General features: G+C 58.2%; 9 protein-coding genes, 2 tRNA genes and 2 rRNA genes (1 of these 13 cut by a window edge). 4 read left to right on the top strand and 9 right to left on the bottom strand.

Annotation, left to right across the window (positions count from 1 at the left end; genetic code table 11):
• The first annotated feature begins 28 nt into the window (after positions 1-28).
• Complete coding sequence (locus J3P93_RS04850; RefSeq protein ID WP_434595535.1) at positions 29-439, top strand: serine kinase/phosphatase; 411 nt, start codon at positions 29-31, stop codon at positions 437-439.
• 117 nt (positions 440-556) lie between these two features.
• Here J3P93_RS04850 and rimI read toward each other — a convergent pair whose 3' ends face one another.
• Both rimI and J3P93_RS04840 read right to left on the bottom strand, forming a co-directional pair.
• Positions 557-1,009 (bottom strand): ribosomal protein S18-alanine N-acetyltransferase, encoded by a 453-nt coding sequence (gene rimI / locus J3P93_RS04845; RefSeq protein ID WP_186551143.1) that lies wholly within the window; start codon positions 1,007-1,009, stop codon positions 557-559.
• Positions 1,002-1,751, bottom strand: a complete 750-nt coding sequence (locus tag J3P93_RS04840; protein WP_434598289.1) for an energy transducer TonB — start codon at positions 1,749-1,751, stop codon at positions 1,002-1,004. Before J3P93_RS04840 ends, rimI begins: the two co-directional genes overlap by 8 nt.
• Before the next feature lie 221 nt (positions 1,752-1,972).
• On the opposite strand from J3P93_RS04840, the gene mksB reads away from it, so the two are divergent.
• From mksB to mksF, 3 genes are read left to right on the top strand one after another with little or no spacing between them, the layout of a single operon-like run.
• Positions 1,973-3,250 carry an Mks condensin complex protein MksB gene (gene mksB, locus J3P93_RS04835; protein WP_434595533.1) on the top strand — a complete coding sequence of 426 codons (1,278 nt, stop codon included), beginning with the start codon at positions 1,973-1,975 and terminating at the stop codon, positions 3,248-3,250.
• The gene (mksE, locus tag J3P93_RS04830) at positions 3,240-3,941 is read left to right on the top strand and encodes an Mks condensin complex protein MksE (protein WP_016773189.1); all 702 of its coding nucleotides are present in this window, start codon (positions 3,240-3,242) and stop codon (positions 3,939-3,941) included. Before mksB ends, mksE begins: the two co-directional genes overlap by 11 nt.
• Positions 3,938-6,778: an Mks condensin complex protein MksF gene (gene mksF, locus J3P93_RS04825; protein WP_434595530.1), complete on the top strand. Its 2,841-nt coding sequence runs from the start codon at positions 3,938-3,940 to the stop codon at positions 6,776-6,778. Before mksE ends, mksF begins: the two co-directional genes overlap by 4 nt.
• A 190-nt stretch (positions 6,779-6,968) precedes the next feature.
• Here the strand turns inward: mksF and J3P93_RS04820 are convergent, their stop codons facing one another.
• The 7 genes from J3P93_RS04820 to J3P93_RS04790 all read right to left on the bottom strand — a co-directional run.
• Positions 6,969-9,272, bottom strand: coding sequence for an intermembrane transport protein PqiB (locus J3P93_RS04820; RefSeq protein ID WP_434595528.1), 2,304 nt, complete (start codon positions 9,270-9,272; stop codon positions 6,969-6,971).
• Positions 9,265-9,888, bottom strand: a complete 624-nt coding sequence (locus J3P93_RS04815; protein ID WP_434595526.1) for a paraquat-inducible protein A — start codon at positions 9,886-9,888, stop codon at positions 9,265-9,267. The genes J3P93_RS04820 and J3P93_RS04815 overlap by 8 nt, the downstream gene beginning before the upstream one ends.
• Positions 9,875-10,534 carry a paraquat-inducible protein A gene (locus J3P93_RS04810; RefSeq protein ID WP_434595524.1) on the bottom strand — a complete coding sequence of 220 codons (660 nt, stop codon included), beginning with the start codon at positions 10,532-10,534 and terminating at the stop codon, positions 9,875-9,877. The genes J3P93_RS04815 and J3P93_RS04810 overlap by 14 nt, the downstream gene beginning before the upstream one ends.
• A 149-nt stretch (positions 10,535-10,683) precedes the next feature.
• A 5S ribosomal RNA gene (gene rrf, locus J3P93_RS04805) occupies positions 10,684-10,799 on the bottom strand.
• Positions 10,800-10,968: 169 nt separating this feature from the next.
• Positions 10,969-13,862 (bottom strand): 23S ribosomal RNA (locus tag J3P93_RS04800).
• Between the two features lie 234 nt (positions 13,863-14,096).
• Positions 14,097-14,172, bottom strand: a tRNA-Ala gene (locus J3P93_RS04795).
• Positions 14,173-14,182: 10 nt separating this feature from the next.
• A tRNA-Ile gene (locus tag J3P93_RS04790) sits at positions 14,183-14,239 on the bottom strand (it continues 20 nt past the right edge of the window).

Here is a 14,239-nt window from a genome sequence, read left to right as displayed (position 1 = left end):
AGTAAGGCCCACAGTATGAGGATTTGCCATGACTGATTCACGACGCCCCTACGATGCGGCGCAACCGGAGCCCATCGATGATAACGAAGACCGCATGGGTTCGGTGCATGAGCTGGATTTCGACGACGAAGAGCCCAGCGCGAAGATCGGTGATGAGATTCCTGAACGTGAACGCGAGCAGTTGATGCCCGGTGAACGCGTGCGTGAGGCAGGTCTGACCGGCGGCTCGGTCGATGATCATCAGCCGACTGACGACGACTTGAGCCCGGAAACGCTGATTCGCGACGATGGCGCTCGCGATGCCGAAGAAATTGGTGAGGGCAATCAGGCAGATTGGGATTTGAGCGTGGTCGGTGAAAATGACATCGGCGGCGGAGACGGACTGGACGAGGCTGAACTGGCGGACCTGGATCCGCTGGATGGCAAGCGCGGATCGTAGTCGCTCGATGCATCGCTATCGCCAGCAGGCTGGCTCCCACACGGGTTTGGGTTGACCGCTGTAGGTGCATCGCCCTGATCAACTGTGGGAGCCAGCCTGCTGGCGATGCTTTTCGGCCTAATCCACTAATGTGCAGGCCATGACCACCGCATCTTCACGCCCACCCACCGCCGGATAATAATCCCGACGCCGGCCAATCTCGTTGAAGCCATACCGTTCGTAGAGCTTGAACGCCGCAGTATTGCTGTCGCGCACCTCCAGAAAACACTCCCGAGCTTCAGCCGCATACGCCCGCGACATCAGATGCTCCAGCAACGTCAGCCCCAGCCCACGCCCCTGATTCTCAGGCTTGACGGTGATGTTGAGCAGGTGCGCCTCGTCGAGAATGATCTGCACCACACCATGCCCGACCTGCTGCTGCCCTTCGAACATCAGCCAGATCTGGTATTTGCCGAGACCGTCGAGAAAAATCCCGCGGGTCCACGGATGGCTGTAGGCGGCGTACTCGATTTTCAGCACTGCCTCGAGATCCGCCTCGGTCATCGGGCGGAAGGTTACCGCGTCACTCATTCGATTCTTTCCAGCGCGCCATCAGCCGACGCATGGCTTGCCACACAGCGGCTTTGCGCTGCGGCTCTTCCATTAACAATTCCAGACCGGGAATCGCCCAGGCCGGGCCCAGACCTTCGATCTGCAATTCACGATTGAACGCCTCGGCGTCCGCTTCGCCGGCAAAACGCACGGCCGGCAAGCCGATCAGCCACAGGCAGGCACAGGGTGCCGCTTCCATTTGTACCGAGAGGAAACCCTGGACGAAGTCGCGCGCCGCTTCCGGGCCCTGATCCAACGTGCCGCGATTGAGCCACGGCCAGCGCACCGGCTCACCGACGATTTGCGGCGCATCCGGCAGACCAGCGGCGCGCAGCATGTCCTTGAGCAGAAGATAAGCCGGGTCGCGGCTCTGGAACGCCTCGCCTGTGGGTAACTCGACCAGCAGCAGGCAGCGCCCGGCGCGCAGCAATTGCAGGGCAAAACGTGGCGGCGGCACCGGGGCGGGTTTGGCGACAACTGGCGTGGTGTCGGTCTCTTCCACCGGTTTGGCACCATTGCGGGTGCTGGCCAGCGACGGTCGCGGCACTTCGATTTTCGGCCGTTCGCTCGGCCGCGCGACTGCCGCCTGCACCGATGCCTGGGCCTGAGGCGCAGGCGCGACGAGCATTTCAGGCTCAGGCTCGGGCATGTCCAGCAACTCGGGACGGGACGGCGCGGCAAAGGGCAATTCGGTGCGCGGCAGCCAGTTGACCACCTGCATGGCGTTCAAATAGGCGCGGCGGCGGGACTCGATAAGCAAGGGTCGGCCACTTGTGGATAACTGAAAGTGCGCTGATTCTACCGCCCTTCGCTCAAGATCGCCTGCTGTTGATCGATGCACTTGATTGAAAAGAAAGGCAGCAGTCCGTCCCGAGAGTGAATCGCATCGGCTTCGATGCAGTACAATCGCGGCTTTTAACCGCCAACCAGCCGGCCATTCCGATGATCGAACCCAAGCGCGTCTTGCGCGCCCTCGCTGAACACTGGGCACTTCTGGAGCCACTGTGCGAGCACTTCGACCAAGGCACCTTGAGCCTCAACGAACTGCGCACGCAACTGGCCGCCCAACAACTCGACAGCACGCCGCAGGACATCACCAGCCTGCTCGACGTGTGGATTCGCCTCGACATTCTGGTGCCCGTGGCGAAAAGCCCGAACCGTTTCGAGCTGAACGCGCAAATCCACGACTTCCTTGCCTACCTGCGCCGCGAACACCGGCTGGGCCTGTGCCTGGAAATCGAAGCCTACCTGCGTCACCTCGAACGGCTGGCCGGTTACATCCAGGATGCCTTCGAAGTACGCGACGGCAACGACCTCGCCCGCCAGTTGCGCCTGCTCGACATGCGCGTGCGCGACGTGCTGAAGAAACTCGATAACGACGAACAGGCGCTGGTCGCCGTGGCCGAACGCGCCAAGACCAGCGACCGGCAGATTCCGTTGCGTCAGCGCTACGCCGAAGTGCTGGCGACGTGGGACGAATACGTCGAGCCGATGATCGATCTGGTCAACGCCGACGGCGCCTTTGAACAAGGCGTGCGCAAGGTCGAAACGGTGTTGCTGAAAATGCTCAGCGAACAGCAGCGCCTCGGCCATCTGGTCGATGACGACATGCTCCTGCGCACCCACGCGCGCATCCTCGAAATGCAGACCAGCGCCCAGCTCACTCTGCGTCACGCCCGCGAACTGCTGCTGCCGTTGCGTGAAGAAGCGCGCCGGCACAACGCCGTGACCCGTGGTGCGGCACTGGCACTGGCGGCGATCCGCCGTAAAGGCATCGACGCCGTGCCGCAAGCGGCGATGCCATTGTTCACCCGTCCGCAAAGCACCTTCCTCGGCAGCGCCAGTCAGGTCGAAGCCTACGTCTATGCGTTGGCGCGTTTCGAGCCGAAACCGGCGCGGTTCCCCAAGGCGCACAAGACCCAGAAAGGCGAAGCCCCACGTGCGCCGCGCACCGTGCGCGAGATGGTCGACCGCTGCGAAGAAGCCCTGCCAATGCCGGACCTGATGACCTGGCTGCTGGAGCAGGAACCGGACGGCGCCACCGACGAATTGCTTTACTGGTTCTCGCGCCTGTCGCGGGAAAAACGCTTCAAGCGCGAGCGTCTGGAACGCCGCGAATACCACACTCACGAGCATCAGGTCAGCCTGCGCTCCTTCGCCCTGCTCTCGGCCAGCGACACCGCCGCCGAGGATTCTGCGAGCATCCCAAATGCATCTTGATCTTTCCGAACTGTCGCAACTGGCGCCGATCTTCCGCGAGTTGTTCAAGGGATACCACGTCAGCCGCCGCGATCCCGAGCTGTACGCACAATTGTCGAATTTCCAGGACCAGTACCGCACGCTGTTCAAGGCGTTGGGCTTTGAACTGGTCTGCGACACCCGTGGTTTCTATTACTTCGTGCCAGACATGGCCGCCGCAGCGGTGAACAAGACCGCCCAGCGCCTGGCGCTGTTCACCTTCATTCTCGTCGAGCATCTGGCCGATCAGGGCCGCGACCCGATCGCCGTGCTCGACGGCGGCAGCCTCGGCCGCGAAGAACTGCCGTCGCTGCTGGATAAATACCGCGATCTGTTCATTCAGGCCGAAGTGCAGACCGTCGAAGAGCTCGAAGAAAAAATCATGCGCCGCATGACTCAGCTCGGTTTCGCCGGCGAAGAAAACGGTGTCTACCGCTTCCTGCCGCCGATGCACCGCTTCCTCGACGTGTGCCTGTCAGTACAACAGGACCGCGACCTGGCAGCCAGCGTCCACAGCGTTCTGCCGCTGCCGGCGCCGGTGCTGATTGACGAAGAAGCCGAAGCGAAATTCCTCGAAACCGACGATCCGCTCGATCTTTCCGAATTTGAAGAAGAAAGCGAAGAAGACGCACTGGCCCGCGCCATTGCCGAAGAACAGGAGTCCGATGCATGAGCCAGGAACGCTACGGCATCCGCCGCTTTGCCCTTTTGAACACCGCCGGTTACAGCCTCGGTCTGTTCCCGCTGGAAGAACCGTTGTCGGTTTACGGCGCGAACAACCTCGGCAAGTCGGCATCGATCAACGCTTTGCAGTTCCCGATCCTGGCGCGCATGTCGGACATGAGTTTCGGCAAGTACAGCCTCGAGCAATCGCGGCGCTTCTACTTCGCCTCCGACACCAGCTACATCCTCGTCGAAGTCAATCTGCCTCACGGCCCGCACGTGATTGGTGTGGTCGGTCGTGGCCCGGGCGGTGGTTTCGGTCACCAGTTCTTCGCCTACGCCGGCAAACTCGATCTGGCCCATTATCAGAAAAACGACACCTGCCTGCGCCAGAAAGAGCTGTTCAGCAACCTCGAAAAAGAAGGCCTGAAAGCCTACGAACTCAAGCCTGACGAACTGCGTCGTTTGCTGGTCGGCGGTCACACGTCGATCCCGCTTGACCTGACGCTGATTCCGCTGCGCTCGACCAGCGAGCAAAGCCTGAAGACCTTCCGTGCGCTGTTCATCAATCTGCTGCACATGCGCGAAATCACTGCGGCCAAGCTCAAGCAGCTGTTCCTCGATGCCTTCGAGCACAGCCTGCGCTCCGGCAGCGTCGATTACATTGCCGCGTGCGAAGAAGCCTTCCGCGATGTGCGCCGCATGGAACAGGACTACAACTCGCTGGTGGCCGCCGGCCCGTTGGTTGAAGCGCTGGCCAACGGCGTGAAGCAGCGCGACGTATTGCGTGGCAAATTGCATCGCCTGTCGCCGCTGCTCGATTCGCTGCTTGGCACCTGGTCCGACTATGCTACCGCACGCAAGGAAGAGCTGACCCTGCAGGCCGAACACTACCGCCGCGAGCAGGACGATCTGCAAAACGATCAGCGCGGCGGCACTCAGGAGCTGATGCGCCTGGAACGGGAGATTTCCGGGATCCAGCGCTGGCTTGGCGAGCTGTCGGTGCTGAAGAACCGCTTCGCGCTGATCGATGACGTCAAAGTGCTCGAGCAACAATTGCTCGCCGCCAAAGACGCGCACGACGAACTGGCCGGTGCGCTGGCACAGTCGCGGCAGTTCAGCGCCGAAGACCTCGAAGAGCGTCTGCGCGATCTGGAAAAACGTCTGAAGTCGGTGAAGCAGCAACTCGATAACGCCGACAACAACAGCTACGCCCGTCTGCGCGAAGAGTTCTCGCAACAGGACGTCGAACGCCTGATGCGTCTGTTCAACAGCGCGCTGTTCAGCCTGCCGCTGGGCGAACACGGCATCACCCTCGACGAGAATGGCGAGTGGGTCAAATCGGTCGAGCTGATTCTTGATGGTTTCAAGGGCGAGCGCTTCGAAGTGCCGGGCCTGGCGATCGACATCTCGCACATCGAGCCACCGGCCCTGCAAGCGCTGGCCGACCGCGCCGCGTTGCGCGATCAGAAAGAGCGTCTGGAAAAAGAACTCAAGCAGCTGAAAACCCAACAAGCCGTGGCTGCCGACCGCGCCGCGAGCAAAACCCAGACCGAAGCGCTGTACCAGCAGGTACTGGACGCGCAAAAGGCGCTGGAAGATTTCCGTCGCACGCAAACCCTCAGCGCCGAAGAAAGCGACAAGCTCGAACAACTGGCGCAGATGGAAGCCGCGCAGGACGAACTCAAGCGCTCCAGCGATGCCTTCACCGAACGCGTCCAGCAACTGTCGGCCAAGCTGCAACTGGTTGGCCGGCAGATCGCCGACATGGAAGCCAAGCAACGCACGCTCGACGACGCCCTGCGCCGCCGTCAGTTGCTGCCGGCGGATCTACCGTTCGGCACGCCGTTCATGGACCCGGTCGACGACTCGATGGACAACCTGCTGCCGTTGCTCAACGACTACCAGGACAGCTGGCAGGGCTTGCTGCGCGCTGACGGTCAGATCGAAGCGCTGTATGCGCAGGTGCGCCTCAAAGGCGTGGCCAAGTTCGACAGTGAAGACGACATGGAGCGCCGCCTCTCGCTGCTGATCAACGCTTACGCGCACCGCACCGATGAAGCCCTTACGCTGGGCAAGGCGCGCCGCGCGGCGGTCACCGACATCGCGCGCACCCTGCGCAACATCCGCAGCGACTACGACAGCCTCGAACATCAACTGGCGCTGTTCAACCGCGAGATCAACAAGCGTCAGGTTTCCAACCTGCAAAGCTTCCGTATCGTCCTCGCGCCGAACAAGGAAGCGCTCAAGCACATCGATCAGATCATCCACAGTGCCGGGCAGTACGAAGAAGGCGAAACCCTGTCGGTGTTCGATCTGAGCCAGAGCGCCGAGCAGGACAACAAGAACGAAGAGGCCAAGGAATATCTGGCGCGGCTGGTGGCGGCAAACCACAACCAGCTCGGCCTAAAGGACTTGTTCGAACTGGCCTTCGAGATCACCAAGGTCAACGGTCAGCCGGTGATCCACACCGACATCGATGGCGCGGCGTCAAACGGGACGACCATGACCATCAAGGCGCTGACCAACATGTACTTGTTGCTGCACTTGATGGACCGCGACCTGGCCGGCCGCGTGCGCCTGCCGTACTACCTCGACGAGGCAGCGGACATCGACGAGAAGAACCAGGCCGCATTGCTGGAAACCAGTCTGCAACTGGGCTTCGTGCCGATCCTGGCGAGTGTGAAGCCGCAGGTCTGCGCCAGTGTTGCTATCGACCTCGAGGGCGGTAGCGGCCCGGCGGGTATCTACATCGATGAGGCGGACTGGAAATACATCCGTCGCCATGATGTGGTAAAGGCCACGTTGAATGTTCAGGCAGACGAGCCGGAGCTGGATGCGGTTTGATCTGCTTTGACTGAAAACAAAAAAGGGCCGCGATCCGATGAGATCGCGGCCCTTTTTTATGGCTGGGATGTGTGCTGTCTTTTAGGGCCTCATCGCTGGCAAGCCAGCTCCCACAGGAATTTGTGTTGTGAACACGATCCCCTGTGGGAGCCAGCCTGCTGGCGATGAGGCCAGCCGAAACACCGCTGAATTACTTGCCGAGCGAAATCTTCGGCGCCCACGTCAGCCACTCATCCTCGAACTTGTCGAACAACGGGAACGTCTGCTCAGCCCGCGCCGGGTTACCCATGCGCTCTCCATCCGGCGTGGCGAAAGCAATACCGCCCTGAATCAGCGTTTCCAGCGATTCAGTGCGCACCGTCACGCCTTTGAACAAGCCGTAATCAAAACCGACCCCACTGGTGTTCCAGAAGCGGCTGCCACTGCGCACCAACGGCGCGTATTTCGGCTCGATCAGAATATGCACCAGTACCCGGTCAGCAGTCTGGCCCAGCTCATAACCGGTGACTTTGCCCACGGTGATTTCGCGATAGGTGACCGGCACACCCGGCTTCAGCGAGCCACGGCGCGCCGCGCTCAATACCAGACTCAAACCTGCTTCCTGCTTCGTCACTTCCGGAGCCTCAGCCAGGGCGACAAAGTTTTTCTGCGGGCCAAGGTTCTTCGCCGCTGGCTGCACCTCGATGTACTTACCGGTGACCAGGGTTTCCAGATTTTCGGTCTTGATCAGGCCCAGCTCCGGTTTGACCACCCAGAACTGACTGCCGACCCGGGCGATCCTATCCGGCACTTCGGTAATGCGTGCGGTGAGGATGACCGATTGCAGATCGTCGGTCAGGTCGACGCTTTCGATCTTGCCGACGTCCAGTCCCTTGAAGCGCACCGGCGTGCCGCTGCGCAGACCATCCGCGCGATCGACCTTGATGGTGACCACGGCGCCCTTCTGGTTGGCCTCGTCGTGACTGGCGAACAGGCGGAAACGCGGAATACGCTTCTGCAACGGAGCCTTGGCTTGCGGCGTTTCGAAGGCGATGCCGCCAGCCATCAGCGTCTGCAGCGACTCACTCTTGACCTGAATCCCGCCGGTCAAACCGCCGGTCAGCGTAACGCCGCTGACATTCCAGAAGCGCGTCGAGGCGTTGACCAGATTTTCGTACTCCTTCTCGATGTGCACACCGATGATCAGTTGCTTGCGGGTCTTGGAAAACTGGTAGCTCTGCACCGAACCGACCTTGACCTGCTTGTACAGAATCGGACTGCCGACATCAATCGAACCGAGGGTGTCGGTAAACAGTACAAGGTGCAGGCCCGGCGAGCGCAGGTCGAGTGGCGGCGCTTTCGGTCGCGCTTCGAATTCACGCTTCGGCGCCGCGCCTTTGTCGCCCGGACGCACGGCGATGTAGTTACCTTTGACCAGCGCCTCCAGCCCGGTAATACCGGCCAGAGAAATCGACGGTTTGACCACCCAGAACTGAGTGCCGTCGACCAGATAATCTTCGGCCAGAGGATCGAGGGTCAGCTCGGCAGTGGCGCTGTTCAGATCCGGATCGACCTTGAGGGCTTTCAGGTTGCCGACCTGAATGCCTTTGTACATCACCGGTGTGCGACCGGCCTGCAGGCCTTCGAAATCGCTGAGTTTGACCTTGACGCGGATCCCCGCTGCGGCCGCATCGAAGTCTTCGTAGAGACGGAACGGCAGGCTTGGATCGGTCGGCGGGCTGTCCTTGCGGTTCTCGGGTGTGGCGAAGGCGATACCGCCGGCGACGATACTGGCCAGCGACTCGCTGCGCACTTTCACCCCGGACAGGTTGGCGTCGATGCTGATGCCACTGGCGTTCCAGAAACGCGTGTGTTTGCGCACCAGTTTGGCGTAGGTCGGCTCGATGAAAACCTTGAGTTCAACGGTGCTCTGGTCCTCCGACAGCAGATAGCTTTTAACCTGACCCACCTGAATCTGTTTGTAGAACACCGGGCTGCCGCGATTCAGCGAGCCGAGACGGTCAGCCTTGATGGTCAGGTGCAGGCCGGGCTTGGCGTCAGACAGCGGAGGCTCTTCGGCCAGCGCCTTGAACTTGCGCGTCGGCTCGCCTTCGCCCGGACTGATAGCGACGTAGTTACCCGACACCAACGTTTCCAGACCGGTGATGCCGGCCAGGGTCACGCTCGGCTTGACCAGCCAGAACCGCGTGCTGGTCTTCAGGTACTGCTCGACGTCCTTGTTCATCTCAACGGTGGCGATCACGCCCTTCGAGTTGCCTTCATCGTCGAGCTTGAGCGCCTTGACCTTACCGACCGACATGCCTTTGTAGACCACTTCAGTCTTGTTGGCCTGAATGCCCTCGCCGCTTTCAAAGCGAACCTGGATTTCGATACCGGTTTCGGAGTAGGCACGCCAGCCAAGCCAGCCGCCGATGATCAGCGCGATCAGAGGCAACACCCAGATGGCAGACCAGTTCGAGGCCGGTCGGGTTTTCGCTACAGGCAAATCAGTCATGGTCGGCGTCCGACTCCGTGTTATCCCAGATCAGCCGGGGATCAAAAGTTACTGCGGCGAGCATCGTCAGAATCACCACAGTGGCGAAGGCGATGGCACCAAGATTGGCTTCGACACTGGCGAGTCGGCCGAAGTTGACGACCGCCACCAGAATGGCGATCACAAAAATATCGAGCATCGACCAGCGACCGATGAATTCGATAAAGCGGTACATCCAGATGCGCTGGCGCGCGGATAACGGCTGGCGTCGCTGCACCGAAAACAGCAGCAGCGCGATGCCGACCAGTTTGAAGGTTGGCACCAGAATGCTGGCGATGAATACCACGGCTGCAATCGGAATCATGCCGTGCTGCACCAACTGGACCACCCCGGACATGATCGTGCTTGGATCACCCTGCCCCAGAGAACTGACCGTCATGATCGGCAGGACATTGGCCGGGATGTAAATGATCGCAGCGGTGATCAGCAGCGCCCAGGTTCGGGTCAGGCTATTCGGACGCCGGGCATGTACCAGCGCACCGCAACGGGTGCACGTCTGCTCATCGGTGTCGGCTTCCTGCTTGTTCAGCTCGTGGCATTCGGTGCACACCAGAATGCCTGCATCAATCGCCCGCATGGGCATCCTCTCCTGATAACGCCTGCCAGATCTGATGCGGTGACATCACCACTTCCAGCCAGACCTGTACGAGCAACAAGCCGATGAAACACGCCAAGCCGAGGCCGACCGTGATCGCTGCCATATCCGCCAACTTGACGATCGCCACCAGCACGCCCATGAGGTAAACCTCAAGCATTCCCCAGTCTCTGAGGTGGTGGTAAATGCGGTAAAGCAGCAAGCCGTAACTGCGACCGAAATTGAATTGGATCGTCAGTAAAACAAATAACTGGCACAGCAGCTTCAGCAGCGGTATGGCCATGCTGCACAGGAAAACGACAATCGAAACGCCCTGCATGCCCGTGTTGAACAGGCCCACAACACCGCTCCAAACGGTGTCTTGCGAAGACTGGCCGAGGATATTGAGCTGCATGATGGGTAAAAAGTTTGCCGGGATATACAACAGCAGCGCCGCGATCACCAAGGCAAGGCTGCGCTGCACCACGTTATGGCGGTGGGCGTACAACTCGTAACCACAACGCGGGCAGACGGCTTTCTCGCCGTGAGCGAGTTGAGGCTTGCGCATCAGCAGGTCGCACTCGTGACAGGCGACCAGGTCTTCCAGCGGTAATTCTGACAGCCCGGGGGCGTCAACCGACTCTGACATACAGGCTCTGGCTCCGAAAAAGGTGGGGCTATTCTAGTGCTGTGATTGGAAAATAACTGTGCAAATTTGTTCGTTACTGCGCGCAAATAACTTTCTCGCAGGCAAAACAAAACCCCAACTGCTTTCGCAATTGGGGTTTCGGAATTTAATCTTGACGATGACCTACTCTCACATGGGGAAACCCCACACTACCATCGGCGATGCATCGTTTCACTGCTGAGTTCGGGATGGGATCAGGTGGTTCCAACGCTCTATGGTCGTCAAGAAATTCGGGTACTGAGTCGTGACCAGATGGCCTCGCTTCAGCAAATCGGGTATGTGACAGCTGTCGGTGTTTGTGCGTTTCGAACTTTCGGTTCGTTTCGTCTTCACACACCGCAATCTGGTGCTCTTTCGCTTTTCAGCTTGAAGCATGCAAATTGCTTGGGTGTTATATGGTCAAGCCTCACGGGCAATTAGTATTGGTTAGCTCAACGCCTCACAGCGCTTACACACCCAACCTATCAACGTCGTAGTCTTCGACGGCCCTTCAGGGAACTCAAGGTTCCAGTGAGATCTCATCTTGAGGCAAGTTTCCCGCTTAGATGCTTTCAGCGGTTATCTTTCCCGAACATAGCTACCCGGCAATGCCACTGGCGTGACAACCGGAACACCAGAGGTTCGTCCACTCCGGTCCTCTCGTACTAGGAGCAGCCCCTCTCAAATCTCAAACGTCCACGGCAGATAGGGACCGAACTGTCTCACGACGTTCTAAACCCAGCTCGCGTACCACTTTAAATGGCGAACAGCCATACCCTTGGGACCGGCTTCAGCCCCAGGATGTGATGAGCCGACATCGAGGTGCCAAACACCGCCGTCGATATGAACTCTTGGGCGGTATCAGCCTGTTATCCCCGGAGTACCTTTTATCCGTTGAGCGATGGCCCTTCCATACAGAACCACCGGATCACTAAGACCTACTTTCGTACCTGCTCGACGTGTCTGTCTCGCAGTCAAGCGCGCTTTTGCCTTTATACTCTACGACCGATTTCCGACCGGTCTGAGCGCACCTTCGTACTCCTCCGTTACTCTTTAGGAGGAGACCGCCCCAGTCAAACTACCCACCATACACTGTCCTCGATCCGGATAACGGACCTGAGTTAGAACCTCAAAGTTGCCAGGGTGGTATTTCAAGGATGGCTCCACGCGAACTGGCGTCCACGCTTCAAAGCCTCCCACCTATCCTACACAAGCAAATTCAAAGTCCAGTGCAAAGCTATAGTAAAGGTTCACGGGGTCTTTCCGTCTAGCCGCGGATACACTGCATCTTCACAGCGATTTCAATTTCACTGAGTCTCGGGTGGAGACAGCGCCGCCATCGTTACGCCATTCGTGCAGGTCGGAACTTACCCGACAAGGAATTTCGCTACCTTAGGACCGTTATAGTTACGGCCGCCGTTTACCGGGGCTTCGATCAAGAGCTTCGCGTTAGCTAACCCCATCAATTAACCTTCCGGCACCGGGCAGGCGTCACACCCTATACGTCCACTTTCGTGTTTGCAGAGTGCTGTGTTTTTAATAAACAGTCGCAGCGGCCTGGTATCTTCGACCGGCATGAGCTTACGGAGCAAGTCCTTCACCCTCACCGGCGCACCTTCTCCCGAAGTTACGGTGCCATTTTGCCTAGTTCCTTCACCCGAGTTCTCTCAAGCGCCTTGGTATTCTCTACCCAACCACCTGTGTCGGTTTGGGGTACGGTTCCTGGTTACCTGAAGCTTAGAAGCTTTTCTTGGAAGCATGGCATCAACCACTTCGTCACCCAAAGGGTAACTCGTCATCAGCTCTCGGCCTTAAGATCCCGGATTTACCTAAGATCTCAGCCTACCACCTTAAACTTGGACAACCAACGCCAAGCTGGCCTAGCCTTCTCCGTCCCTCCATCGCAATAACCAGAAGTACAGGAATATTAACCTGTTTTCCATCGACTACGCTTTTCAGCCTCGCCTTAGGGACCGACTAACCCTGCGTCGATTAACGTTGCGCAGGAAACCTTGGTCTTTCGGCGTGGGTGTTTTTCACACCCATTGTCGTTACTCATGTCAGCATTCGCACTTCTGATACCTCCAGCAAGCTTCTCAACTCACCTTCACAGGCTTACAGAACGCTCCTCTACCGCATCACCCGAGGGTGATACCCGTAGCTTCGGTGTATGGTTTGAGCCCCGTTACATCTTCCGCGCAGGCCGACTCGACTAGTGAGCTATTACGCTTTCTTTAAAGGGTGGCTGCTTCTAAGCCAACCTCCTAGCTGTCTAAGCCTTCCCACATCGTTTCCCACTTAACCATAACTTTGGGACCTTAGCTGACGGTCTGGGTTGTTTCCCTTTTCACGACGGACGTTAGCACCCGCCGTGTGTCTCCCATGCTCGGCACTTGTAGGTATTCGGAGTTTGCATCGGTTTGGTAAGTCGGGATGACCCCCTAGCCGAAACAGTGCTCTACCCCCTACAGTGATACATGAGGCGCTACCTAAATAGCTTTCGAGGAGAACCAGCTATCTCCGAGCTTGATTAGCCTTTCACTCCGATCCACAGGTCATCCGCTAACTTTTCAACGGTAGTCGGTTCGGTCCTCCAGTCAGTGTTACCTAACCTTCAACCTGCCCATGGATAGATCGCCCGGTTTCGGGTCTATTCCCAGCGACTAGACGCCCTATTAAGACTCGCTTTCGCTACGCCTCCCCTATTCGGTTAAGCTCGCCACTGAAAATAAGTCGCTGACCCATTATACAAAAGGTACGCAGTCACCCAACAAAGTGGGCTCCCACTGCTTGTACGCATACGGTTTCAGGATCTATTTCACTCCCCTCTCCGGGGTTCTTTTCGCCTTTCCCTCACGGTACTAGTTCACTATCGGTCAGTCAGTAGTATTTAGCCTTGGAGGATGGTCCCCCCATATTCAGACAAAGTTTCTCGTGCTCCGTCCTACTCGATTTCATTGATAAGAGATTTTCGCGTACAGGGCTATCACCCACTATGGCCGCACTTTCCAGAGCGTTCCGCTAATCTCAAATCAACTTAAGGGCTAGTCCCCGTTCGCTCGCCACTACTAAGGGAATCTCGGTTGATTTCTTTTCCTCAGGGTACTTAGATGTTTCAGTTCCCCTGGTTCGCCTCTTGCACCTATGTATTCAGTACAAGATAACCATCTTGTGATGGCTGGGTTCCCCCATTCAGACATCTCCGGATCAAAGTCTGTTTGCCGACTCCCCGAAGCTTTTCGCAGGCTACAACGTCTTTCATCGCCTCTGACTGCCAAGGCATCCACCGTATGCGCTTCTTCACTTGACCATATAACCCCAAGCAATCTGGTTATACTGTGAAGACGACATTCGCCGAAAATTCGAATTTCTCAACTAAGAGAACTCACAAATTTTACCTTAGCCTGATCCGTTACCAGTGAAAGTAACGTTCAGTCTATCTTTCTATCACATACCCAAATTTTTAAAGAACGATCTAATCAAAAGACTAGAAATCAATATTCGCACCGAATATTCATTTCTAAGCTTTCAGAAGCAGTTTATATGGTGGAGCCAAGCGGGATCGAACCGCTGACCTCCTGCGTGCAAGGCAGGCGCTCTCCCAGCTGAGCTATGGCCCCATAACAAAATTGGTGGGTCTGGGCAGATTCGAACTGCCGACCTCACCCTTATCAGGGGTGCGCTCTA

It is taken from the genome of Pseudomonas sp. R3-57 (genome assembly GCF_051132065.1).
Lineage (GTDB): Bacteria > Pseudomonadota > Gammaproteobacteria > Pseudomonadales > Pseudomonadaceae > Aquipseudomonas.
This window is presented reverse-complemented; position numbering and strand designations above follow the sequence as displayed.

Bases quoted from the DNA above. Each gene is read 5' to 3' on its own strand.
- mksF (WP_434595530.1), top strand. From the start codon at position 3,938: ATGAGCCAGGAACGCTACGGCATCCGCCGCTTTGCCCTTTTGAACACC.
- J3P93_RS04840 (WP_434598289.1), bottom strand. From the start codon at position 1,751: ATGCAGGTGGTCAACTGGCTGCCGCGCACCGAATTGCCCTTTGCCGCG.
- J3P93_RS04815 (WP_434595526.1), bottom strand. From the start codon at position 9,888: ATGCGGGCGATTGATGCAGGCATTCTGGTGTGCACCGAATGCCACGAG.
- J3P93_RS04820 (WP_434595528.1), bottom strand. From the start codon at position 9,272: ATGACTGATTTGCCTGTAGCGAAAACCCGACCGGCCTCGAACTGGTCT.
- mksE (WP_016773189.1), top strand. From the start codon at position 3,240: ATGCATCTTGATCTTTCCGAACTGTCGCAACTGGCGCCGATCTTCCGC.
- J3P93_RS04850 (WP_434595535.1), top strand. From the start codon at position 29: ATGACTGATTCACGACGCCCCTACGATGCGGCGCAACCGGAGCCCATC.
- rimI (WP_186551143.1), bottom strand. From the start codon at position 1,009: ATGAGTGACGCGGTAACCTTCCGCCCGATGACCGAGGCGGATCTCGAG.
- J3P93_RS04810 (WP_434595524.1), bottom strand. From the start codon at position 10,534: ATGTCAGAGTCGGTTGACGCCCCCGGGCTGTCAGAATTACCGCTGGAA.
- mksB (WP_434595533.1), top strand. From the start codon at position 1,973: ATGATCGAACCCAAGCGCGTCTTGCGCGCCCTCGCTGAACACTGGGCA.